This window comes from Brevundimonas intermedia (genome assembly GCF_027922165.1).
In the GTDB taxonomy this organism is placed as follows: domain Bacteria; phylum Pseudomonadota; class Alphaproteobacteria; order Caulobacterales; family Caulobacteraceae; genus Brevundimonas; species Brevundimonas intermedia.
The window spans coordinates 92017-113136 of the sequence record NZ_BSFD01000009.1 but is presented as its reverse complement, the minus strand read 5'-3'; the positions used below and the strand labels follow the sequence as shown (position 1 = coordinate 113136).

Annotated in this window: 25 protein-coding genes; 22 read left to right on the top strand and 3 right to left on the bottom strand. The window is 68.8% G+C overall.

Annotated features, from left to right (window positions below):
- Positions 1 to 152 precede the first annotated feature (152 nt).
- From PKE72_RS12075 to PKE72_RS12050, 6 genes are read left to right on the top strand one after another with little or no spacing between them, the layout of a single operon-like run.
- Positions 153 to 1109 carry a peptidylprolyl isomerase gene (locus PKE72_RS12075; RefSeq protein ID WP_271165630.1) on the top strand — a complete coding sequence of 319 codons (957 nt, stop codon included), beginning with the start codon at positions 153 to 155 and terminating at the stop codon, positions 1107 to 1109.
- Between the two features lies 1 nt (position 1110).
- Entirely contained in the window at positions 1111 to 2505 is a 1395-nt protein-coding gene (argJ, locus tag PKE72_RS12070) for a bifunctional glutamate N-acetyltransferase/amino-acid acetyltransferase ArgJ (RefSeq protein WP_271165629.1), read from the top strand.
- 20 nt (positions 2506 to 2525) lie between these two features.
- Complete coding sequence (locus PKE72_RS12065) at positions 2526 to 2753, top strand: hypothetical protein (RefSeq protein ID WP_271165628.1); 228 nt, start codon at positions 2526 to 2528, stop codon at positions 2751 to 2753.
- Positions 2743 to 3039 carry a type II toxin-antitoxin system RelE/ParE family toxin gene (locus PKE72_RS12060; protein WP_271165627.1) on the top strand — a complete coding sequence of 99 codons (297 nt, stop codon included), beginning with the start codon at positions 2743 to 2745 and terminating at the stop codon, positions 3037 to 3039. Before PKE72_RS12065 ends, PKE72_RS12060 begins: the two co-directional genes overlap by 11 nt.
- A complete protein-coding gene (locus PKE72_RS12055; protein ID WP_271165626.1) occupies positions 3036 to 3446 on the top strand; it encodes a (deoxy)nucleoside triphosphate pyrophosphohydrolase in 411 nt (136 codons plus the stop codon). Before PKE72_RS12060 ends, PKE72_RS12055 begins: the two co-directional genes overlap by 4 nt.
- A gap of 25 nt (positions 3447 to 3471) precedes the next feature.
- The gene (locus PKE72_RS12050; protein WP_271165625.1) at positions 3472 to 3651 is read left to right on the top strand and encodes a Flp family type IVb pilin; all 180 of its coding nucleotides are present in this window, start codon (positions 3472 to 3474) and stop codon (positions 3649 to 3651) included.
- 6 nt (positions 3652 to 3657) lie between these two features.
- On the opposite strand, the gene PKE72_RS12045 is transcribed toward PKE72_RS12050, so the two are convergent.
- A complete protein-coding gene (locus PKE72_RS12045) occupies positions 3658 to 4551 on the bottom strand; it encodes a methyltransferase domain-containing protein (RefSeq protein WP_271165624.1) in 894 nt (297 codons plus the stop codon).
- Between PKE72_RS12045 and PKE72_RS12040 the strand changes: the two genes are divergently transcribed.
- The 14 genes from PKE72_RS12040 to PKE72_RS11975 all read left to right on the top strand — a co-directional run bounded on the left by PKE72_RS12040 (position 4550) and on the right by PKE72_RS11975 (position 18119).
- Positions 4550 to 5344, top strand: coding sequence for a ComFC family protein (locus PKE72_RS12040; protein WP_271165623.1), 795 nt, complete (start codon positions 4550 to 4552; stop codon positions 5342 to 5344). The genes PKE72_RS12045 and PKE72_RS12040 overlap by 2 nt on opposite strands.
- Before the next feature lie 49 nt (positions 5345 to 5393).
- On the top strand, positions 5394 to 5651 hold the full coding sequence (gene grxC / locus PKE72_RS12035) for a glutaredoxin 3 (protein ID WP_271165622.1): 258 nt from the start codon (positions 5394 to 5396) through the stop codon (positions 5649 to 5651).
- Positions 5652 to 5655: 4 nt separating this feature from the next.
- Complete coding sequence (locus PKE72_RS12030; RefSeq protein ID WP_271165621.1) at positions 5656 to 6495, top strand: carbon-nitrogen hydrolase family protein; 840 nt, start codon at positions 5656 to 5658, stop codon at positions 6493 to 6495.
- A 7-nt stretch (positions 6496 to 6502) separates the two neighbouring features.
- A complete protein-coding gene (locus PKE72_RS12025) occupies positions 6503 to 6937 on the top strand; it encodes a DUF1178 family protein (protein WP_271165620.1) in 435 nt (144 codons plus the stop codon).
- Between the two features lies 1 nt (position 6938).
- The gene (locus PKE72_RS12020; protein WP_271165619.1) at positions 6939 to 7763 is read left to right on the top strand and encodes an AraC family transcriptional regulator; all 825 of its coding nucleotides are present in this window, start codon (positions 6939 to 6941) and stop codon (positions 7761 to 7763) included.
- 33 nt (positions 7764 to 7796) lie between these two features.
- A complete protein-coding gene (locus tag PKE72_RS12015) occupies positions 7797 to 8273 on the top strand; it encodes a DUF6265 family protein (RefSeq protein ID WP_271165618.1) in 477 nt (158 codons plus the stop codon).
- 11 nt (positions 8274 to 8284) lie between these two features.
- Complete coding sequence (locus PKE72_RS12010; RefSeq protein WP_271165617.1) at positions 8285 to 8770, top strand: GNAT family N-acetyltransferase; 486 nt, start codon at positions 8285 to 8287, stop codon at positions 8768 to 8770.
- 138 nt (positions 8771 to 8908) lie between these two features.
- On the top strand, positions 8909 to 10741 hold the full coding sequence (gene typA / locus PKE72_RS12005) for a translational GTPase TypA (RefSeq protein WP_271165616.1): 1833 nt from the start codon (positions 8909 to 8911) through the stop codon (positions 10739 to 10741).
- 50 nt (positions 10742 to 10791) lie between these two features.
- Positions 10792 to 13494 carry a [protein-PII] uridylyltransferase gene (gene glnD / locus PKE72_RS12000; RefSeq protein ID WP_271165615.1) on the top strand — a complete coding sequence of 901 codons (2703 nt, stop codon included), beginning with the start codon at positions 10792 to 10794 and terminating at the stop codon, positions 13492 to 13494.
- Positions 13495 to 13659: 165 nt separating this feature from the next.
- Positions 13660 to 15255, top strand: coding sequence for a murein biosynthesis integral membrane protein MurJ (murJ, locus tag PKE72_RS11995; protein WP_271165614.1), 1596 nt, complete (start codon positions 13660 to 13662; stop codon positions 15253 to 15255).
- Positions 15256 to 15378: 123 nt separating this feature from the next.
- Entirely contained in the window at positions 15379 to 16419 is a 1041-nt protein-coding gene (gene trpS, locus PKE72_RS11990) for a tryptophan--tRNA ligase (RefSeq protein WP_271165613.1), read from the top strand.
- Positions 16419 to 16880 carry a copper chaperone PCu(A)C gene (locus PKE72_RS11985; protein ID WP_271165612.1) on the top strand — a complete coding sequence of 154 codons (462 nt, stop codon included), beginning with the start codon at positions 16419 to 16421 and terminating at the stop codon, positions 16878 to 16880. Before trpS ends, PKE72_RS11985 begins: the two co-directional genes overlap by 1 nt.
- Before the next feature lie 64 nt (positions 16881 to 16944).
- Positions 16945 to 17640 carry a GNAT family N-acetyltransferase gene (locus PKE72_RS11980; RefSeq protein ID WP_271165611.1) on the top strand — a complete coding sequence of 232 codons (696 nt, stop codon included), beginning with the start codon at positions 16945 to 16947 and terminating at the stop codon, positions 17638 to 17640.
- 14 nt (positions 17641 to 17654) lie between these two features.
- A complete protein-coding gene (locus PKE72_RS11975; RefSeq protein WP_271165610.1) occupies positions 17655 to 18119 on the top strand; it encodes an OsmC family protein in 465 nt (154 codons plus the stop codon).
- Here the strand turns inward: PKE72_RS11975 and PKE72_RS11970 are convergent.
- Entirely contained in the window at positions 18116 to 18868 is a 753-nt protein-coding gene (locus PKE72_RS11970) for a dienelactone hydrolase family protein (protein ID WP_271165609.1), read from the bottom strand. The genes PKE72_RS11975 and PKE72_RS11970 overlap by 4 nt on opposite strands.
- Before the next feature lie 108 nt (positions 18869 to 18976).
- Between PKE72_RS11970 and PKE72_RS11965 the strand changes: the two genes are divergently transcribed.
- Both PKE72_RS11965 and PKE72_RS11960 read left to right on the top strand, forming a co-directional pair.
- On the top strand, positions 18977 to 19621 hold the full coding sequence (locus tag PKE72_RS11965) for a PadR family transcriptional regulator (RefSeq protein WP_271165608.1): 645 nt from the start codon (positions 18977 to 18979) through the stop codon (positions 19619 to 19621).
- The gene (locus PKE72_RS11960; protein ID WP_271165607.1) at positions 19618 to 20427 is read left to right on the top strand and encodes a siderophore-interacting protein; all 810 of its coding nucleotides are present in this window, start codon (positions 19618 to 19620) and stop codon (positions 20425 to 20427) included. The genes PKE72_RS11965 and PKE72_RS11960 overlap by 4 nt, the downstream gene beginning before the upstream one ends.
- Here the strand turns inward: PKE72_RS11960 and PKE72_RS11955 are convergent.
- Complete coding sequence (locus tag PKE72_RS11955; protein WP_271165606.1) at positions 20414 to 21043, bottom strand: alpha-ketoglutarate-dependent dioxygenase AlkB; 630 nt, start codon at positions 21041 to 21043, stop codon at positions 20414 to 20416. The genes PKE72_RS11960 and PKE72_RS11955 overlap by 14 nt on opposite strands.
- Between the last annotated feature and the right edge of the window lie 77 nt (positions 21044 to 21120).

Genomic DNA, 21120 nt, shown 5'->3' with positions numbered 1-21120 from the left:
ACCGATGGCGACCCCGGTGCGCCGGAACTGGCGCGCGCGAAGGGCCGCGCAGACGATCAAAACCCCTCGACTTGGGCGCAGGCGGGACTTAAGCACCGGCCTAACCCCTGTCAACGCGAGGGGCTTTCGGCCGCCTTCGACGGAGCCCTCTCTTGACCCCATTTCCGCGAGTTTCAGGCCTGTTTTTGATCGTGGTTCTGGCCGCGGCGCTGACGGTGTCCGCCTGTTCGCGGGGCGGCGGCGGGGATCAGGCGCCTGAACCCGGGGATCGCGCGGTGGCCAGGGTCCTGGACGAAACCGTCTGGGCCTCGGACGTCAAACGCGAGGCGGTGGCCCAAGGCCTGGTCGGCGAGGGCGAACCCCTGGACGTGACCTCTGACCTATTCCGCCGGGTCCTGGACGAGGTTATCGATCAGAAACTGCTGGCGCGGGAGGCGGAGCGCCGCCGCCTGGACGCCTCGCCCCTGGCGCAACGCCGGCTGGAAGCCACGCGCGAAAGAATTCTGGGCGACATGCTGGTCGAGAGCGTGGTCAACGGCGCGATTTCCGACGAGGCCGTCCAGACCCTCTATAATGAGCAGCTGCGTCTGGCGAAGACGTCGGAGGAAATCCGCGTCCGCCTGATCCTGTCGCGCACCAAGGCCGAGGCCGACGCCGTCATCGGCATTCTGGGCCAGGGCGCCAGCTTCGAGGCCGTGGCCATGGAGCGGTCCGTGGACGAGGCGACGCGGTTTTCCGGCGGGGATCTGGGCTATTCGACCTTGGACGTCATGCCGCAGGCCTATGCCGGGGCGCTTCGGGACCGACCGGCGGGCTCGACCGTCGGACCGTTCCAGACCGAGGGCGGCTGGGCCGTGCTGCGCGTCGAGGACCGCCGCAAGGAAAGCCCGCCGACCCTGGAACAGGCGCGGCCGCAGATCGTCCGGTATCTGACCTATGAAGGCGTGCGGCAGTTGCTGGAGCAGTTGCGCGGCAAGGCCAAGGTCGATGTCCTGCTGTCGGGCGAGAGCGCCGGACAGGATCAGGAACCCGCTTCGGCTCAGCCTCTAGCGCCCGCCGCCTCTTCCCCGACCTCCGTTCCCGCTCCAGTTCCCGCTCCGGCCGCCTGACATGACCAAGACCCCCTCGACCACCGGCCAGAAGATCGAACAGGCGTTCGAAAAGGCCCTCGACCCCTTCGCCACGGCCCTGAAACGCGCCACCCGCGCGGCCGAACCCGCCGCCGCGCCCGCCCCGACCGCCGGCAAGCCGGGCCTGGCCCTCTCGCCCCTGGCCGTGCCCTTCCCCACGATTCCCCCCATCGGCGGGGTCGAGATCGCCACCGCCCGCGCCGGCTTCTACAAGCATGAGCGTGATGACTTGGTGGTGTTCCGGTTCGCGCGGGGCACCAGCTGCGCCGGCGTCTTCACCCGCCACAAGATCGGCTCTGCGCCGGTGGACTGGTGCAAGAAGGCGCTGGGCGGGGCAGAGGGCGGCAAGGACGTGCGCGCCCTGGTGGTCAACGCCGGTTGCGCCAACGCCTTCACCGGCAAGGCCGGCGCCGACGCCGCCCGCCGCGCCGCCTCCGAGGTGGCCAAACGGTTCGGCTGCCGCCAGCGCGACGTCATGCTGGCCTCGACCGGGGTGATCGGCGTGGTGCTGGACGACAAGAAGATCGTGTCCAAACTGCCCGAGATCGAGGCCGGCCTGGACGCCGACATCCATCCGTCCGAGCAGTGGGCGCGGGCCGGACGCGGCATCATGACCACCGACACCTTCCCCAAGGGGTCCTACGCCGAGGCCGAGATCGAGGGCTACAAGGTCCGGATCGCCGGGATCGCCAAGGGATCGGGCATGATCGCGCCGGACATGGCCACCATGCTGGCCTTCATCGTCACCGACGCCGACATCCATCCGAACGTGCTTCAGGCCCTGCTGGGTCTGCACGTTCGCACCACCTTCAACAGCGTGACGGTGGACGGCGACACCTCGACCAATGACACGGCCCTGTTGTTCGCCACCGGCGCCTCGGGCGCGCCGCGGATCGGTCGGGTCGGCGACCGGCGGTTGAAGAGCTTCTCGGCGGCCCTGGACAAGGTGATGCTGGACCTGGCGCACCAGCTGGTGCGCGACGGCGAGGGGGCGACCAAGTTCGTCAAGGTGACGGTGGACGGCGCCGCCAGCCCCGCCTCGGCCCGCAAGCTGGCCAAGTCCATCGCCGACAGCCCCCTGGTCAAGACCGCCATCGCCGGTCAGGACGCCAACTGGGGCCGGGTCGTCATGGCCGTGGGCAAGACCGAGGAGCCGGTGGACCGCGACCGTCTGGCGATCAAGTTCGGCCCGCACCAGGCCGCCGTCGACGGCGCTCCGTCCCCGACCTACGACGAGGCGGCCATGACGGCCTATATGAAGAGCGCCGAGATCGACATCACCGTGGATGTGGGCGCGGGCCGGGCCTCGGCCACGGTTTGGACCTGCGATCTGACCAAGGGCTATATCGAGATCAACGGCGATTATCGCAGCTGATTTCGTGGTAAGGTGAGGGCATGAGCGCGAAGCCGAAACCATTCGATCCCTATGCTCGCATGGACGGGCCGATGGTCAGCCAGCAACTGATCGACGACCTGCGTGGACCATCGCCTTCGGCGGAGGCCATGGCCTGGGTCGCACGGTCCATTGAGGACGCCGAGGCGGCGCCCGCGCGAGCCGCGACAGAAGTGTTGGCCGATCTTGATCAATTGATTGACGGGGTCGAAGCCGAACGTGGGCGTTGACGTCCGACTTTCTGCAAGGGCGCAGGCTCAGCTCGCCGATTTGATGGTTTCGATCGCCCAGGAAAGCCCTGCGGGGGCTCGCAGGCTGCGCGACGCCTTAGGTCACTTGCTTGATCGCATAAGCGAATATCCAGAAAGCTGTCCTGCTGTGGGTGGCGACCCGACACTGCGCATGGGGCTGGCGGCGCGGCGCCTTCATCTTCTCTACCAGATCCGCGACGACGGCCTCTTGCTGCTGGACGTGGTCTATGCGGGTTATGATCTGCGAAAGCTGTTTGACGAATGACTGAAACCCTCCCCACCGTCCTTGTCGTCGCCGTCGCCCTGATCGATGTGGACGGGCGGGTGCTGATCGCGAAACGGCCAGAGGGCAAGAAACTGGCCGGCCTGTGGGAGTTTCCGGGCGGCAAGGTCGAGCCCGGCGAGCGGCCCGAGGCGGCCTTGATCCGCGAATTGCAGGAGGAGCTGGGCGTCACCGTCAGCGAATCCTGCTTGGCGCCCTTCGTCTTCGCCAGCCACGCTTACGATTCCTTTCACCTGTTGATGCCATTGTATCTGTGCCGACGGTGGGACGGCGTGGTCACGGCGCGTGAACACGACGGCCTGGCCTGGGTGAAGCCGGACAAGCTTTCGGACTATCCCATGCCGCCGGCGGACGAACCTCTGGTCGCCTGGTTGCGCGACCTGCTCTGATCACCGCCGACCAGGGAGGCCGGCCATGAGACGTTTCATCGCCCGGTTCCTGAACGACGAGGACGGCGCCACCGCCATCGAATATGGCCTGATCTGCGCCCTGATCGTTCTGGTCATCATCAGCGGCCTCGCCGCCATCGGCGGATCGAACGAGGGCAGCTACGGCCGGACGATGCAGAAGATTTCCGACGCCTTGAAGGGCTGATCGCCTTCAATCGATCTCGTCGCCGGTCATTTCCTTCACCCCCAGCGCGTCCGCCAGCCGGACCTTGGCCGACCCGCGCGCCAGCGGCTTCTGCTGGCTTTCGTGCGGCTTCCATCCGGCCAGATGAATGATCTCAAAGGTGGCGGGGATGCGGCCGCCGGCGTCGGCGTGACGTTCGGCGTAAAGGCGCGCGGCGCGGGCGATCACGGCCCGGCTCAGCGGCCGGATCGGGCCGTGCAGCACATTGGTCTCGCCCATGGCGCGCAGGTCGCGGACCAGGGCGAACAGGTCGGGATAGCGGACGGTGAACCGGTCCACGTCGGACACTGGCAGGGCGAAGCCGGCGCGCTGCAACAGGGCAGCCCCGTCATAGCCGTCCGCAAAGGGCGAGACCCGCGCCTGGGCGCCGCCGCGCTCGGCCAGTTCCGCCTCGGTAAGGACCGAGCGCAGCTCTTTCAGGGTGCCCGCCCCGAACAGGGTGCCGATGAACAGGCCGTCCGGCTTCAGGGCGCGCCGGATCTGGGCCAGGGCGCCGGGCAGGTCGTTGGCCCAGTGCAGGCTGAGCAGGGACACGATCAGGTCGGTCGAGTCGTCCGCCAGCGGCAAGGCGGCGGCGCCCGGCGCAGCCCGTTCGGTGCGCGAGGTGGGCGTGGCGACCGCACCCACCCGGCCGGCGGCGTCGCTGGCCGCCAGGGCGTGGGCGAAGGGGCCGGAATGGGCCGAGAGATCGACGGCGACCGGAAATTCGCGCAGGATAGCCTCCAGGCTGCCCGCGGCGTTCTCGGCCGCCCGGACGTGCAGGAAGTCGGCCTGGTGCAGCCGATGGGCGGCGCGGGCCAGACGGGCCTCGCGCCGGCGGGCGTCGAAAATGCGGGGCGGGGCTTCGGGGGAGGCGGTCATGGATGTGCAGGATGGGGGCTGGCGGCGCGCCTGGGAAGGGGCGGGACGTCAGTTGCGCGATGTGGGGCGCGGCTTGGCCGACCTGGTCCTGCCGCCCCTGGCCCATGACAGCCGCGAGGCGACGGCGGCGGCGGGGCTGACTCCCGACGCCTGGAGCCGGATCAAATTCCTGGAGGCGCCGGTCTGCGACGGCTGCGGCGCGGCCTTCGAATTCGACGGCGGGGCGTTCGCGGAGACCCGCTGCGCCGCCTGTATCGCCCAGCCCTACAGGTTCCAGAGGGCGCGGGCCGCCTGCCTGTATGACGACCATTCGCGCGGCCTGATCCTGCGGTTCAAGCACGGCGACCAGCAGCAGTTCGCCCCCCTGTTCGCCCGCTGGATCGGCCGGGCCGCCGCCGATCTGATCGAGGAGGCCGACGCCGTGGTCCCCGTGCCCCTGCACCCGTTCCGCCTGCTGTCACGACGGTTCAATCAGGCGGCCGAGGTCGCCCGTCCCCTGGCTCGCCAGGCCAGGCTGGACTATCTGCCGGACGCCCTGGTTCGCACCAGCCACACCGACAGCCAGGGCGGCAAGAGCCGGAGAGGGCGGCGGCTGAACGTGAAGACGGCCTTCGCCGTCACCGAGGCCGGACGCCGCCGGATCAAGGGCCGGCGCATCCTTCTGATCGACGACGTGTTGACCACAGGCGCAACCGGCGAGGCCTGCGCTCGCGCCCTGATCGAGGCCGGGGCGCGGGGCGTCGATCTGGCCGTCATCGCACGGGTGCGAAACGCCCGTGAACTGACTATGTAGATCCAAACCGCCCCGCCTGTACGGGGCGCCCAATTTCTGGAGTTCTGATTTGGCCGAAGTCGTCATCTACACCAAGCCCGGCTGCCCCTACTGCTATAGCGCCATGGCGCTGCTGAAGAAGAAGGGCGTCGATTACACCGAGATCGTCGCCTCCAACGACCCCGAGAAGAAGGCTGAGATGGTCGAGAAGTCGGGCGGGCGCATGACCTTCCCGCAGATCTTCATCGCCGGTCAGCACGTCGGCGGCTCCGACGACATCCACGCCCTGGACCGGGACGGCAAGCTCGACCCGCTTCTGGCCGCCTGACCCGATGAGCAGCGGGCTCGACATCGCCCTGATCCAGACCCGCACGCCGGCGACGGCGCAGGCGGCCCTGGCCCATGTCGAGCCCCTGATCCGCGAGGCGGCGGCGGGCAGGGCGAAATTCATCCTGACCCCCGAAGGGACCAATGTCCTGGAACAGCGCCGCGACCGCCGCGACGCCGTCATCACCGACGAGACGGCCGATGTCGCCGTCCTGCGCCTGCGACGCCTAGCGGCGGAACTGGGGGTCTGGCTGCTGATCGGCTCGGCCATCGTCAAGTCGGGTCACGCCGGCGACGGACGGGCCGCCAACCGGTCGTTGCTGATCGATACGTCCGGCGGGATCGTGGCCCGCTATGACAAGCTGCACGTCTTCGACGTCGATCTGCCCAATGGCGAGCGATACCGCGAGAGCGCGACGGTGCGGCCCGGCGACGGGGCGGCGGTGGCCGACACCCCCTGGGGCCGGCTGGGCCTGACCATCTGCTACGACATCCGTTTCCCCCACCTGCACCGCCAGTTGGCCAAGGCCGGAGCGTCGATGATCGCCGTGCCCGCCGCCTTTACGGCGCCGACGGGCGAGGCCCACTGGGAGACCCTGCTGCGCGCCCGCGCCATTGAGACCGGCGCCTTCGTCCTCGCCCCGGCCCAGGGCGGACTGCACGAGGACGGGCGCCGCACCTGGGGCCGCTCGACCGTGGTCGGCCCCTGGGGCGAGATTCTGGCCAAGGCGGATCACGACGAGCCTTGCATCCTAACAGCGAAGCTGGACATGGACGCCGTGGCCAAGGCTCGCGCCGCGGTGCCGGCCCTGACCCACGACCGCGACTTCCTGTCTGTTCCCTGATGCGCTCATGATCCGCTACGCCCTCAACTGCGACCAGGCCCATGACTTCGAGGCCTGGTTCGGCTCGTCCTCCGACTATGACGATCAGGCGGCGCGCGGCCTGGTCGAATGCCCCTTCTGCGGCTCGCGCGCGGTGCAGAAGGCGATCATGGCCCCCGCGGTCAGCGGAACGCGGAAAACGGCGACCCCGCCCGACGTCGCCGCCCGGATGCAGACCATGATGATGGAGGCGGCGCGCGAGGTGCGCGCCCATGTGGAGGCGAACTTCGACTATGTGGGCGATGCGTTCGCCCGCGAGGCCCGCGACATCCACGAGGGCCGCTCCGAAAAGCGCGAGATCTATGGCGAGGCCACGCCTGCCGAGGTGAAGAAGCTGAAGGAGGACGGCGTGCCGGTGGCCGCCCTGCCCGCCCCGCCGCCGGACCCATCCAAGGTCAACTGAGGTGGCCTCGGGGGAGGAACGGTATCAGGAGTTCGCGCCGCCGCCGGCGCTGCGGCCCTTCGTCCGGGTCCTCTGGACCTACGCCGCCCCGGGTCCGACGCCGACGATCCAGCGCATCGCTCCCGACGGCTGCCCCGAACTGGTGTTCGACATCGGCGCCCCCTATGCCGAACAGGGCGAGGACGGCGCATTCCACCTTCAGCCCTCGGCCCTGTTCGCCGGCCAGATGACCCGGCCCCTGGCCATGAAGCCGACCGGGCCGACCGAACTGGTCTCCGTCCGGTTCGAGCCGGACGGGGCGCGGGATTTTCTGGGTCGGCCGTTGAACGAGGCGACCGACCGACGACTGAACATGGTTGAACGTCTGGCCGGGTTCGATCCGCCAAAGGGCGATCCCGCAGGGCAGGCGGCGGCCTTCGTCGCCTGGCTGACCCACCAGAAGCAGCACGAGAACTGGACGATTGATCCGATGGTCCGCGCCGAGATCGATGAGGCCGCCGCCGAGCAGCCTGCGCCGCCTCGGTCGCCGGGGGAGCAACGGGCGCTTCAGCGGCGCTTCGCCGACCGGGTCGGAGTCTCGCCCCGCCTGCTGCGTTCGATTTTCCGCTTTCGTCGGGTGTTCGACCACGCGGCCCAGCCGGACGGCGAGACCGAGGGTTGGCTGGCGGCAGGGCTGGAGGCCGGCTATTTCGACCAGCCGCAGATGGCGCGCGACTTCCGGCGGTTCCTCGGCTGCACCGCCACCGACTGGGCGCGGGAACAGCAGGCGCTGGCCCGAGCCATCGCGTCGCAAACCTACAAGCCGGCGGGGCCGCACGCCGCCTAGCCTGTCGCTATCGACCGGAGAGGGAAACCGACCATGCTGACCCCGCTGCTTCTCGCCGCCGCCCTGCAGGCGGCCCCCGCGCCGGACCTGCGCCCCGACCTGGGCTGGATGGCCGGCTATTGGCTGTCCTGCGAACCGGGGCGCGAAGTGTCGGAGACCTGGACCGACCCGCGTCTGAACCTGATGCTCGGGACGTCGCTGACCGTGCGCGGGGGTCGGGCGGGGTGGGAGCTGTCACGCATCGCGCCGATCGATCCGACCCCGGCCGCCCCGCTGGCCTATTTCGCCCATCCCGAAGGCCAGGCCCCGACGATGTTTCCAGTCGTCGCCTCCGGCCCGACCCGCGTGGTGTTCGAACAGGCGTCCGACGACGACTTTCCCAAACGCGTCGTCTATGAACGGGACGGCGATGTCCTGAACGCCCGGATCGAAGGCGTGCTGGACGGTCAGGAGAGGATCATCCGATGGCGCTTCCACAAGGCGGAGTTGAACGTGCGCTGCCCCAGCTAGGCTGGCGGCCGATGCGGCCGGCCGACATCGACGCCGTGGTCGAGGTCGCCCGCCTGTCGTTTCCCGACCATTTCGAGGACCGGGCCTGTTTCCAGAACCGGCTGGCGCTCTATCCGCGCGGCTGTTTCGTGCTGGCGGACGGCGACGCCCCGGCCAAGGGCTATCTGATCGCCTATCCGTGGCGGGCCGACAGCGCACCGCCGTTGAACACGGTGATCGAGGGCCTGCCGGCCGATCCGGACCTGATCTATCTGCACGACCTGGCCGTGCACCCTCAGGCGCGCGGCGGTGGGGTCACGCGCGCCGTCATCGAGCGACTGGCCGATCAGGCGGCCGAGGACGGCTGGCCCGCCGTCGCCCTGGTCGCGGTCAACGACGCTGTGGATTTCTGGTCCCGCCACGGTTTTGCGGAACGCGAAACCCCCGGCATGGCGGCGAAACTGGCCAGCTACGGATCCGACGCCCGCTATATGATGCGTGACCTTCAGGACGCTTAAGACGCGCTTGATCCGTGGCGGCGAAACGCCTGCTCTGGTCTTTCCGTCCACATGCCTGTAAGAGGCGCGCGCTCCCTGCATGCCTTTTCATGACCAGCGGCCGCCTGCATCCCGGCCGCGCCTTTTCGCGATTATCAAATGAACCTGCGCAACGTCGCCATCATCGCCCACGTCGACCACGGTAAGACGACCCTGGTGGACCAACTGCTCGCCCAGTCCGGCGTCTTCCGAGCCAATGAGGCGACCACCGAGCGCGCCATGGACTCGAACGACCAGGAAAAGGAGCGTGGCATCACCATCCTGGCCAAGTGCACCTCGGTGCTTTGGAACGGCAAGGCCGGTGAAACCCGCATCAACATCATCGACACCCCCGGCCACGCCGACTTCGGCGGCGAAGTCGAGCGCATCCTGGGCATGGTGGACGGCTGCGTCATCCTGGTGGACGCCGAAGAGGGCGTCATGCCCCAGACCAAGTTCGTCTTGACCAAGGCCCTGAAGATGGGCCTGCGTCCGATCCTGTGCATCAACAAGGTTGACCGCGCCCACGCCGATCCGGACCGCGTCCACAACGAGACCTTCGACCTGTTCGCCGCCATCGGCGCGACGGACGAGCAGCTGGACTTCCCCCACATCTACGCCTCGGGCCGCAACGGCTGGGCGACGATGGATCTGAACCAGCCCAACGACAACCTGGCCCCGCTGTTCGACCTGATCGTCGACCACGTCCCGCCGCCCAAGGTTCAAGAAAACAAGGACAAGCCGTTCCAGATGCTGAACGTGCTGATCGAGTCCGACCCCTTCCTGGGCCGGATCCTGACCGGCCGGATCGAGAGCGGCAAGGCCGTCCCCGGCATGGCGATCCACGCCCTGGACCGTGAAGGCAAGGAAATCGAACGCGGCCGCATCACCAAGGTCTTGGCCTTCCGCGGCCTGAAGCGTCAGGCCCTGGACGAGGGTTCGGAAGCGGGCGACATCGTCGCCATCGCCGGCATGTCCAAGGCCACCGTGGCCGACACCCTGTGCGCCATGGAAGTCGTCGATGCGCTTCCCGCTCAACCCATCGATCCGCCGACCATCTCCATGACCGTCTCGGTCAATGACAGCCCCCTGGCCGGCCGCGAAGGCGACAAGGTTCAGTCGCGCGTCATCCGTGACCGTCTGCTGAAGGAAGCCGAAGCCAACGTCGCCATCCGCGTCACCACCACTGAAGGCGGCGACGCCTATGAGGTCGCGGGCCGTGGCGAACTACAGCTGGGCGTTCTGATCGAGAACATGCGCCGGGAAGGCTTCGAGGTCTCGATCTCGCGTCCGCGCGTGGTCTTCCAGGAAGGCCCTAACGGCGAGAAGATGGAGCCCATCGAAGACGTCATGATCGACGTGGACGACGAGTTCTCGGGCATCGTCATCGAGAAGCTGTCGGCCCGTAAGGCCGAAATGACCGACATGGGCCCGTCGGGCGCCGGCAAGACCCGCATCAGCCTGAAATGCCCGTCGCGCTCACTGATCGGCTATCAAGGCGAGTTCCTGACCGACACGCGCGGTTCGGGCGTGCTGAACCGGGTCTTCAGCCACTACGAAGAATACAAGGGCGCGATCGCCGGCCGTCTGAAGGGCGTGCTGATCTCGAACTCCGACGGCGACACGGCGGCCTTCGCCCTGTGGAACCTGGAAGATCGCGGCGTCATGTTCGTCGGCGCCGGCGAGAAGACCTACCAGGGCATGATCATCGGCGAGAACGCGCGCTGGGACGACCTGGACGTCAACCCGATCAAGGGCAAGCAACTGACCAACGTCCGCGCCTCCGGCAAGGACGAGGCCGTGCGCCTGACCCCGCCGCGCCAGATGTCGCTGGAACAGGCCATCGCCTATATCGACGACGATGAGCTGGTCGAGGTTACGCCGAAGTCCATCCGCCTGCGCAAGCAGACCCTGAACCCGTCGTTCCGCAAGAAGCGCGTTCGTCCGGAGTAATTACCGTCGTTCACGGACGCGAAGGGGGATGTGGCCTATAGAAGGCTGACATGACCGTTTCGCTCAGTCTGGATGACCGCCTTGACGAGGCCGCCCGCGCGGGAGATCCGCGCGCGGCGGTCGCGTCCGTTTTGCGCGACAGTTACGACGCCGCCCGCGCCCGCGCCGAGCGCAAGCTGGACGGGGGCATGAAGGGGCGCGAGGTCGCCCGCATCTACGCCACAGCCGCCGACGACATGCTGGCGGCCCTGTGGCGGGTCACAACCGAGGTGCTGTTCCCCGTTTCGGCCGTCGAGAGCGAACGGTTGTCGCTGGTGGCGGTCGGCGGTTATGGCCGGGGCGTTCTGGCGCCCTATTCCGACCTGGACCTGCTGTTCCTGCGGCCCGCCAAGGCCACGCCGCGCGGCGGGACGGTGATCGAATTCGTCCTCTATGTGCTGTGGGATCTGGGCATCAAGGTCGGGCCGGCCGTGCGATCGGTCGAGGAATGCCTGACCCTGGGGCGCACCGACATGACGGTGCGGACCACCCTGCTGGAGGCCCGGCACCTGGCCGGGGACGACCGGCTGTCGGACCTGATGATCGGCCGGTTCCGCGACATGGTGGCCAAGGCCGACCCCCGCCCCTTCATCGCCGCCAAGCTGGAGGAGCGCGCCGCCCGACACCAGAAGGCCGGGGTGACCCGCTACAAGGTCGAGCCCAACGTCAAGGACGGCAAAGGGGGGCTGCGCGACCTCAACACCCTGTACTGGATCGCCCGATCCCTGGCGCCCGACAGCCGGCTGGGCGCGACGGTGATGGACGAACTGTTCACCCCGCGCGAGCGACGCGCCTCCGACGACGCCTTCGACTTCCTGTGGCGGGTGCGGATCCATCTGCACCTGGTCGCCGGACGGGCGGAGGAGAAGCTGACCTTCGACATGCAGCCCGAGGTCGCGCGGCGGATGGGTTGGCAGGGGCGGGGCGACGAACCGGCGGTGGAGCGGTTCATGCGCCGATATTTCCTGATCGCGCGCGACGTCGGCGCCCTGACGCGGGCCATGTCGGCCAAGCTGGAGGCCCGGCACCAGAAGACGGCCCAGGGCCTGTCGCGCCTGATGATCCCGTTCCGGACCAACCGCCGCAAGCTGGAGATCGAGGGCTTCTGGGTCGATCAGGGCCGGCTGTCGGTCGAGGACGCGACGGTGTTCGAGCGCGATCCGGTCAAGCTGCTGAGCCTGTTCGTCTATGCCGACCGGCACGACCTGGACCTGCACCCCGACGCCTTTTCGGCCGTGACCCGGTCCCTGTCGCTGGTGACGCCCAGGCTGCGGCGCGATCCGGAGGCGACGCGGGCCTTCCTCAGCGTCCTGGCCCATGGCCAGAGGCCGTACCGCACCCTGACCCTCATGAACGAGACCGGCCTGCTGGGGCGGTTCCTGCCCGAATGGGGGCGGATCGTCGGCCAGACCCAGTTCAACATGTACCACGCCTATACGGTGGACGAGCACACGCTCCAGGCCATCGGCTTCATCAACGACATCGCGCGCGGCAAGCTGAAGTCCGACCACCCGATGGCGTCGGAGATCGTGCACCTGATCTCGGATATGGAAGCCCTGATGCTGGGCATGCTGCTGCACGACGTCGGAAAGGGCGGAGAACGGGGGCAGCTGGAGGACGGGGCCATCGCCGCGCGCCGGGCCTGCGAACGACTGGGCGTCGATCCGCGCCGCATCGAACTGGTGGTCTGGCTGGTCCGCAGCCACCTGGCCCTGTCCGACTATGCCCAGAAGCGCGATCTGTCCGATCCGGCCACCATTCGCGCCTTCGCCGAGCTGGTCGGCGATCCCGAGCGGCTGCGGATGCTGCTGGTCCTGACCGTGGCCGATATCCGCGCCGTGGGGCCGGGCGTCTGGAACGGCTGGAAGGGTCAGTTGATGCGCACCCTCTATGACCAGGTCGCCGCCCTGTTCCGCGGCGAGGACGTGGCGCGCGAGAATCCGCTGGCGGCGCATCCCGCCCTGGTGCAGCGGGCGCGTCAGACCGGCGCCGCCGCCCAGGCCGCGCCCCTGACCCCGGTCTTGGGCCTGCCGGTCCAGGCCACCGAAATCTCCATCGCCGCCACCGACAGGCCCGGCCTGTTCGCCGACCTGGCCCAGACCATGGCCGCCTTGGGCGCCGACGTCACCGACGCCCGGGTGGCGACGACCAGCGAGGGCGTGGTCCTGGACGTCTTCCGGGTGCAGGACGGGGCGGGCCTGCCCTATGGCCAGGCCGAACCCCGCCGGCTCAAGGCCCTGACCGACGCGCTGGAGAAAGCCGCGCGCGGCGAGGGCCGTATCAGCAAGGCCCCCGCCCCCGCCGGCAACGCCCGCAAGGCCGCCTTCGAGGTCCGGCCCGTGGTCATGGTCGATCACCACGCCAGCGAGGCGGCCACGGTGGTCGAGGTGTCGGGCGCCGACCGGCCGGGCCTGCTGGCGGCCCTGTCACGGGTCTTCAACGACGAGGGGCTGAACATCCGCTCGGCCCATGTCGCCAGCTATGGCGAACGGGCGGTGGACAGCTTCTATGTGGTGGACGGCAAGGGCCGCAAGATCACCTCCGAACAGCGCATCGCCGAACTGCGCGCCGCGCTGGAAGCCGTGCTGGACAGCCGCGCCCCGGCGCCCGAGGGCCGCAAGGTCGCCTCGGCTCGCGCCAGCGCCCGCGACGTCTCGGACCTGGGTCGCCGGACCCGCGCCAAGCCCGTATCGCCGCCGCCGGAAGCGCGCTAAGCGAGACAAGACATCCGCTCATCCCCGCGAAAGCGGGGACCCAGATCTTTAGGCGATCCAGTCTTTCCCGCATCGACGTCGTCGATCCCGGACAGGCTTGCGCCGCGAAAGCACTGGGTCCCCGCTTTCGCGGGGATGAGCGGGAGATAGAATTTCGGATTTCGCATGAGCCTCGCCCGCAACACCCTGGTTCAGTCGACCCTGACGCTAGGCAGCCGCCTGCTCGGTTTCGGACGCGATCTGGCCCTGTCGGCCAACTTCGGCCAGGGGGCGCTGATGGACGTCTGGTCCACGGCCCTGATGCTGCCCAACATGTTCCGACGCCTGTTCGCCGAGGGCGCCTTCGCCCAGGCCTTCGTGCCGGTCTATGGCGGGGTCAAGACGCGCGAGGGCGACGCGGCGGCGGCGGTGACGGCGTCGGAGGCCATGTCCTTCATGTTCGCCGTGGTCGCGGCCTTCTGCATCCTGTTGCAGGTCGCCATGCCCTGGATCGTGCCGCTGCTGCTGTCGGCGTGGAAGGACGACGCCGAAGTGATGCGGGTCGCGGTGATCGCGACCCAGCTGGCCATGCCCTATCTGGCCTGTATGACCATCGCCTCCCTGTTGTCGGGGGTGCTGAACACCGGCGGGCGGTTCGCCCTGTCGGCGGCGGTGCCGGTGTTCCTGAACCTGTGCACCCTGGCCCCGCTGATCAGCGGCTTCGTGCTGACGGTTTCGCCGGAAGCCGTGCTTTTGGCCACCAGCGCCGCCGTCACGGTCTCGGGCGTGATCCAGGCGGCTCTGTTGTGGTGGGGGGTGCGCCGTCTGGGCGTGAAGCTGAAGCTGGGCCTGCCGCGCCTGACGCCCAATGTGAAGCGCGCCCTGGCCCTGGCCGTGCCCGGCGCCATGGCCGGGGGCGCCATGCAGGTCAACTCGGTCGTCTCCCAGGTCTTGGCCGGATCGGACGCCGGCGCCCGTTCGGTGCTGTACAACGCCGACCGCCTGTATCAGCTGCCGCTGGGCCTGGTCGGGGTGGCCATCGGCCTGGCCCTGGTGCCGCGCCTGACGCGGGCCTTCGTCTCCGGCGACCACGAGGGCGGGCAGAAGACGCTGGACGACGGGATCAACCTGGCCATGGCCTTCACCCTGCCCGCCGCCGTGGCCCTGTTCGTCATTCCCTTCTTCATCATCGACGCCACGGTGACGCGCGGCGCCTTCACCAGCGCCGACGCCGCCCGCACCGCCGACGTGCTGCGCCAGTTCGCCTGGGGCGTGCCGGCCTTCGTCCTGGCCAAGGTCCTGACCCCGCCCTTCTTCGCGCGCGAGGACACGCGCCGGCCCATGTATTTCGCCGTCGCCGCCGTGATCATCACCGTCGTCCTGGGCTCCGGCCTGTTCTTCTGGTTCGGCGCTCTGGGCTGGGACGGCGTGCTGGGCCTGGCCATCGCCACCAGCGCCTCGGCCTGGATCAATGTCGGCCTGCTGGCCGGGGTTCTGGTCCGCGAGAACAGCTGGCGGCCGTCGCCGGCCTTCGTCTCGCGCATCGCCCGCGTCCTGGCCGCCAGCGCGGTCATGGCCGGCCTGCTGCTGCTGGCGGGGATCAACTATGAACTGCTCAGCCAGGTGCTGCTGGCCAAGGAGATCGCCGTCCTGGCGGTCTGCGGCCTGGGCGCCGGCGTCTATGGCGCCTGTCTGCTGGCCTTCCGCGCCGTCACCCTGTCCGAGCTGAAGGCGACGCTGCGCCGCGAGCCCGGCGGTTCGGCCGTGTCCGGTCTGGACTGAACCCCGCCAAGGCGATAAGCGCGAGCCATGATCCTTTCGGGCCCGATCTTCGACCGGCGATGGCGCGGCTGAACCGCCGCACCCTTCGTCCCGCCTGACCCTGACTTTTCGAGACCCGAATCCATGACCGATCAAACTCCCCCGGCCCTCTACACCGGCCCACGCCGCATCCTGTCCGGCATCCAGGCGTCGGGCGCCCTGCACCTGGGCAACTATCTCGGTGCCCTGAAGCGGTTCGTCGAACTGCAGGACCAGGGCGCGCCGGTCTTCGTCTTCGTCGCCGACCTGCACGCCATCACCGTCTGGCAGAAGCCCGAGAAGCTGGCGGCCCAGACGCGCGAGATCGCCGCCGCCTATCTGGCCTCGGGCCTGGATCCGGCCAAGTCGATCATCTTCCCGCAGTCCGCCGTCCGCGCCCACGCCGAACTGGCCTGGATCTTCAACTGCGTCGCCCGCCTGGGCTGGCTGGACCGGATGACCCAGTTCAAGGAGAAGTCGGGCAAGCACAAGGAGCGGGCCTCGGTCGGCCTCTACACCTATCCCGTGCTCCAGGCCGCCGACATCCTGCTGTACAAGGCGACCGAGGTGCCGGTCGGCGAGGACCAGAAACAGCATCTGGAACTGACCCGCGACATCGCCGCCAAGTTCAACAACGATTTCGGCGTCCCCGGCTATTTCCCCGTGCCCGAGCCCATCATTCAGGGACCGGCGACGCGCGTCATGTCCCTGCGCGACGGGGCGGCCAAGATGTCCAAGTCGGATCCGTCCGACAACAGCCGCATCAACCTGACCGACGACGCCGACACGATCGCGTCCAAGATCCGCAAGGCCAAGACCGATCCCGAGCCCCTGCCGGAAACCCTGGACGGCCTGAACGACCGGCCCGAGGCCAAGAACTTGGTGGCCATCTACGCCGCCCTGGCCGGGCTGACGCGCGAACAGGTGATCGAACAGTTCGGCGGCCAGGGCTTCGGCGCCTTCAAGCCGGCCCTGGCCGACCTGGCCGTGGCCTCCCTGGCCCCGGTCACGGCCGAGATGCGCCGCCTGATGGACGACCCGGCTGAGATCGACCGCGTGCTGAAGGACGGCGCCGAACGCGCCGCCGAAATCGCCGATCCGGTGGTGGACGAGGTCAAGAAGATCGTGGGATTCTGGAGGGTTTGATGTTCACATTACTGCTGGCCTTGGCTGCACAGGTCACGGCTGTGGACACGACGCCCGCGATCGCGACCTCTGGCCCTGTCTGGGTAGGTCAGGCGCGGGTTGCGACGTATACGCTTCATATACCGGACGGTAAGGATGCGGGCGATCACCGGCTGGGCCTACTTTCGATTCAAGTGAGGAACGCCGGGTCCGAGAACGATAGGCTGCTCTCTGCGAGCACGACGGCAGGCGCTGTGGAAAATCTCCAGATCCAGTCGTTCGTCAACGGCGAGCCGACGAATGGGGTGGATGGCGACACAACAATTCGCCCAGGCCTTACCCGCATATCGGCTAGACTTGTCAACGTTACGGGACCGGATGTGCCGCCGGCGCGGATGACGGTGACCCTGGTTTTCGAAAAGGCAGGAACGCTCACCGTCAACGCCGAGCCCATGGGTCCGCCAACGCCGTCGCCCCGGTGATAGAAGGGTGCGCGCCTTGCCTTTAGGCAGCATCAGCCAGTTCCAGGCAAGCAGGTAGACACGATTGCCCCACCCCCTCGACCGCGCTGTCTGGAATGCTCTGACCACCCGCCTGTCATCCTTCACGACGGGGGATTCCGACGCGCGGGCGGTACGGATTGATCCTGAGGTCGGGGTCTTCGTCTCCGCCGCCGACGCGTCGCCCGAAAGCCGCGCCCGCCTGACCAAACTGGCCCGGCTACATTCGGCCGCCAGCCTCCTCGAACGCGCCGACGGGCCGATGGTCGACGTCCTGCCGGACGGGATCTCCGTCGACCGCCGCATCGGCCTGGTGCAGATGATCTCGACTGTCCTGATCGCGGCCCGCGCGCCTGAGATCGAGATGGAGGCCCTGACCCAGGCCGACGCCCCGGCCATGCTGGAGTTGGCCCTGCTGACCCGGCCCGGCCCCTTCCGTTCGAAGACGCGAGAGCTGGGCCCTTTCGTCGGAATCAAGCAGGACGGGGTTCTGGTCGCTATGGCCGGGCGGCGGTTGCGGGTCGACGGCTTCACTGAACTGAGCGGGGTCTGCACCCACCCCGATCATCGCGGCAAGGGTTATGCTGCGGCCCTGTCGCGGGCCGTGGTCGGCGAGATCCATGCCTCGGGCGAAGCGGCCTTCCTGCACGCCTTCGCCGATCACGATGGAACCATCGCCTTCTATCGCTCTCTGGGCTTCGAGGTTCGGGCGCCGATGGTCTATACCATCCTGGCCGACTGAAACGGGGACCGACCATGGGCCAATACGAAGCCAGAATTGCCTGGAGCCGGGGCGACCAGCCCTTCCTCGACAAGCGCTACAGCCGCGCCCACAGCTGGTCGTTCGACGGCGGGGCCACGGCGCCCGGCTCCTCGTCCCCGGTCAGCGTGCCGGTTCCCATGTCCGATCCCTCGGCCATCGACCCGGAAGAGGCGATGATCGCATCCCTTTCGAGCTGCCACATGCTGTGGTTCCTAGCCTTCGCCGCCAACGCCGGACTGGTGATCGACACCTATGTTGACGAGGCCTTCGGCAAGATGGGCAAGAACGAACAGGGGCGCAGCTATATCGCCGAGGTGACCCTGAACCCCTGCACCAGTTTCACCGGCCGGGTGCCCAGCCAGGAAGAGCTGGACGCCCTGCACCACCAAGCTCACGACCACTGCGAAATGGCCCATTCGGTGCGGGCGACCATCACCACGGTCGCCACGATCGGTTAGGGAAGGCTCGGGACCACGTCCGTGAGGAAGGCGCGGAAGCGGCGCAGCGAGTCTTCGGTCAGATCCGGGTCGTGACGCATCGGGCCGTTGTTGGTCGGCTCGTCGAAGGCGTGGGTGCCGGCCGCGACCCAGCTTTCGACCTCGGCGCCGCAGTTGCGGATCATGGCGTTGACCTGTTCGGCGTTGCGCACCGTGGTAAGGTGGTCGCGCTTGCAGGTCACGGCCAGCACCTTGGGGCAGTGCCGCCAGGGCTTCATCCGGTTGAAGGCGAACGGCCCGATATAGGGATAGGCCAGCCAGACGGCCCGCACCCCCGACAGGTCGGCCGCGCCGGGATCGGCCACGCCCAGGGTGTTTGGCGCGGGGTCGGCGCTCATCATCTCCATGATCGACCAGCCGCCGTGGCTCCAGCCGGCCAAGGCTAGCCGGGTCGCGTCCACATCGCGCCGGGCCGAAATCCCCTGGATGGCCGCCAGGACGTCGCCGGCCCTCTCGTATCCCCGAAAGGCCAGGCCGGTGCAGACCGCCGACAGGGTGAAGGCCCGGCCCCAGCCGCGCGGGCCGTAGGAGTCGATGATAAAGACTCGCCAGCCCGCCGCCTTCGCCGCCTCGGCGTAACGGGGCAGATGATCGCGCAGGCCGCCGCAGCCGTGGAACAGCAGAACGGCGGGCCGGGGCCGGTCGTCGTCAGGGCCGACGATGGTCAGATAGGGTTCGAGGCGGGCCCAGCGGCGCTTCAGATCGTCCATTCCCGATTTACGACGCACCGCGCCGAAGAAGACCACCCCCCCTTGCGCATTTCGTCATTCAGATATATCTGATCGCTTGTGAATAGATATATCGAAAAGGAGTCGATCATGAGGTCCAACGGGATCTTTCAAGGCCGCCGCGACGGATGCGGCGAAAAACACGGCCGCCACGGCGGCTTCGGTCATGGGTTTAGCCATGCCTTCGGTCGCGCGATGCGCGGCGGACGCGGCGCGGGCTTCGGGCCGGGCTGGGAAGGCGGCGAGGGTCGTGGTCCCGGCCACGGCCGACGCGGCGGCGGCGCGCGCCTGTTTGACCACGGGACCCTGCGCTGGGTCCTGCTGTCGTTGATCGCGGAGAAGCCCAGCCACGGCTATGAACTGATCAAGGCGGTCGAAACCCGGCTGGGCGGCGCCTATTCGCCCAGCCCCGGCGTCATCTACCCCAGCCTGACCCTGCTGGAGGAGATGGGCGCGCTGGAGTCCGAGGCCCAGGGCGGCAAGAAACTGTATTCGATCACTGAGGCGGGCCGCGCCCTGCTGGCCGAGAACGCCGAAGTCCTGCGCGCCGCCGAGGCGACGATGGACAAGTTCGCCGCCCGCGCCCTGCGTCCGACCGCCATCCAGGACGCCATCGGCCGCCTGCGCCACACGATCCACGGCCGTCTGACGGGCGAGACCGCCCTGACCGAGGCCCAGGTCCAGGCCATCGCCGCCATCCTAACCGAGGCCGCCGACAAGGTGGAACAGGCATGACCGACGCCTTGCGCATCCCCCGGCGCGTACGGCACGAACTGAAGTTCCGCACCCTGACCGTGGCTGCGGTCCAGGACCTGACCCCGGCCTATCGCCGTATCGTGCTGGAGAGCGCAGATCTGGACGGCTTCGTCTCCCTGGGCTTCGACGACCATGTGAAGATCTTCCCGGTCGCCGAGGGCCAGACCCCGGTCCTGCCGACGCTCGGGCCCGACGGTCCGGTCTTCCCTGAGCCCCGTCCCGTAGCGCGCGACTACACCCCCCGCGCCTATGACGCCGCCGCCCGCCGCCTGACGCTGGACTTTGTCGTCGGCCACGGCGGTCCGGCGACCGAATGGGCGATGGCGGCCAAGGTCGGCTCGGTCCTGGGCGTCGGCGGGCCGCGCGGGTCGTTCGTGGTCCCCACCGCCTTCGCCGACCATGTCCTGATCGGCGACGAAACGGCCCTGCCCGCCATCGCCCGTCGTCTGGAGGAACTGCCCGCCGGCGTCCGCGCCCATGTGGTGGCGGAGGTCGCGGACGCAGACTCGACCCTGGCCTTCGACAGCGCGGCTCAGGTCGCCGTGACCTGGGCCGTCCGTGACGGCGCCTCGCGCGGCCGGGCCGAGACCCTGCTTGCGGCGGTCGATACTACCCTGGCCGGGGTGGATCCCAAGGACGCCTATGTCTGGATCGCCGCCGAATCCGCCGTGGCAAAGGCCCTGCGGACGCGCGTGCTGGGGCTCGGCTTCTCGGCCAAGTCCATGAAGGCCGCCGGCTATTGGCGGCTGGGCGGCGCGGGCGCCCACGAGGTCATCGAGGACTGACCCCCGCAACACGCAGCGTCAGATTCAGTCGCCCGCCGCCGGGGATCAGGCGCGACGAGCCCTCCAGCACGCGGTCGATCCCGTGCCGGGCCAGTCGCGCCGGGCCCGTCAGGGCGCAGACGTCGCCGCTGTCCAGGCGCACCGTCGTGGTGCGTCCACCCTGGGCGGCCCCGATGCGAAACATCGCCGCGTCCCCCAGCGACACTGACAGGACCGGCGCGCCCAGATCGGCTTCGTCCCTGTCCTGATGCAGACCCATCTTCGCCCCATCGCGGTACAGATTGACCAGACAGGCGTCCGGCCGCCGGGGCCCGCCGACCGTGGCGTCCCAAAGGTCCAGCAGCACAGGCGGAATATCCGGCCAGGCCCGCCCCGTTTCCGGATGCGTCGGCTGATAGCGATAGCCGCCCCGGTCCGAGACCCAGCCCAGCGGCCCGAAATTGCTCATACGCACCGAAAACGGCCGCCCGCCCGGCGTCTGTGGCTGGTAAAAGGGCCCCGCATCCAGCCGCGCGAACACCGCGTCGACCAGATCGACCTGGGCCTGGGCGTCCAGGGCGCCGGGCCAAAGGCGGAAGCCCTCGACGGCGGTTTTGACCTCAGAAATCGCAGACATCGCCTCATCCTGCGCGAAAACCGGTTCCGCCGCACCGCTGAATCGCAGAACGCCCTTGCAGGCCTATGGGACTTTCC

Bases quoted from the DNA above. Each gene is read 5' to 3' on its own strand.
- argJ (WP_271165629.1), top strand. From the start codon at position 1,111: ATGACCAAGACCCCCTCGACCACCGGCCAGAAGATCGAACAGGCGTTC.
- PKE72_RS12065 (WP_271165628.1), top strand. From the start codon at position 2,526: ATGAGCGCGAAGCCGAAACCATTCGATCCCTATGCTCGCATGGACGGG.
- PKE72_RS12055 (WP_271165626.1), top strand. From the start codon at position 3,036: ATGACTGAAACCCTCCCCACCGTCCTTGTCGTCGCCGTCGCCCTGATC.
- PKE72_RS12050 (WP_271165625.1), top strand. From the start codon at position 3,472: ATGAGACGTTTCATCGCCCGGTTCCTGAACGACGAGGACGGCGCCACC.
- PKE72_RS12040 (WP_271165623.1), top strand. From the start codon at position 4,550: ATGGATGTGCAGGATGGGGGCTGGCGGCGCGCCTGGGAAGGGGCGGGA.
- PKE72_RS12045 (WP_271165624.1), bottom strand. From the start codon at position 4,551: ATGACCGCCTCCCCCGAAGCCCCGCCCCGCATTTTCGACGCCCGCCGG.
- PKE72_RS12030 (WP_271165621.1), top strand. From the start codon at position 5,656: ATGAGCAGCGGGCTCGACATCGCCCTGATCCAGACCCGCACGCCGGCG.
- PKE72_RS12025 (WP_271165620.1), top strand. From the start codon at position 6,503: ATGATCCGCTACGCCCTCAACTGCGACCAGGCCCATGACTTCGAGGCC.
- PKE72_RS12015 (WP_271165618.1), top strand. From the start codon at position 7,797: ATGCTGACCCCGCTGCTTCTCGCCGCCGCCCTGCAGGCGGCCCCCGCG.
- PKE72_RS12010 (WP_271165617.1), top strand. From the start codon at position 8,285: ATGCGGCCGGCCGACATCGACGCCGTGGTCGAGGTCGCCCGCCTGTCG.
- typA (WP_271165616.1), top strand. From the start codon at position 8,909: ATGAACCTGCGCAACGTCGCCATCATCGCCCACGTCGACCACGGTAAG.
- glnD (WP_271165615.1), top strand. From the start codon at position 10,792: ATGACCGTTTCGCTCAGTCTGGATGACCGCCTTGACGAGGCCGCCCGC.
- murJ (WP_271165614.1), top strand. From the start codon at position 13,660: ATGAGCCTCGCCCGCAACACCCTGGTTCAGTCGACCCTGACGCTAGGC.
- trpS (WP_271165613.1), top strand. From the start codon at position 15,379: ATGACCGATCAAACTCCCCCGGCCCTCTACACCGGCCCACGCCGCATC.
- PKE72_RS11985 (WP_271165612.1), top strand. From the start codon at position 16,419: ATGTTCACATTACTGCTGGCCTTGGCTGCACAGGTCACGGCTGTGGAC.
- PKE72_RS11975 (WP_271165610.1), top strand. From the start codon at position 17,655: ATGGGCCAATACGAAGCCAGAATTGCCTGGAGCCGGGGCGACCAGCCC.
- PKE72_RS11970 (WP_271165609.1), bottom strand. From the start codon at position 18,868: ATGGACGATCTGAAGCGCCGCTGGGCCCGCCTCGAACCCTATCTGACC.
- PKE72_RS11965 (WP_271165608.1), top strand. From the start codon at position 18,977: ATGAGGTCCAACGGGATCTTTCAAGGCCGCCGCGACGGATGCGGCGAA.
- PKE72_RS11960 (WP_271165607.1), top strand. From the start codon at position 19,618: ATGACCGACGCCTTGCGCATCCCCCGGCGCGTACGGCACGAACTGAAG.
- PKE72_RS11955 (WP_271165606.1), bottom strand. From the start codon at position 21,043: ATGTCTGCGATTTCTGAGGTCAAAACCGCCGTCGAGGGCTTCCGCCTT.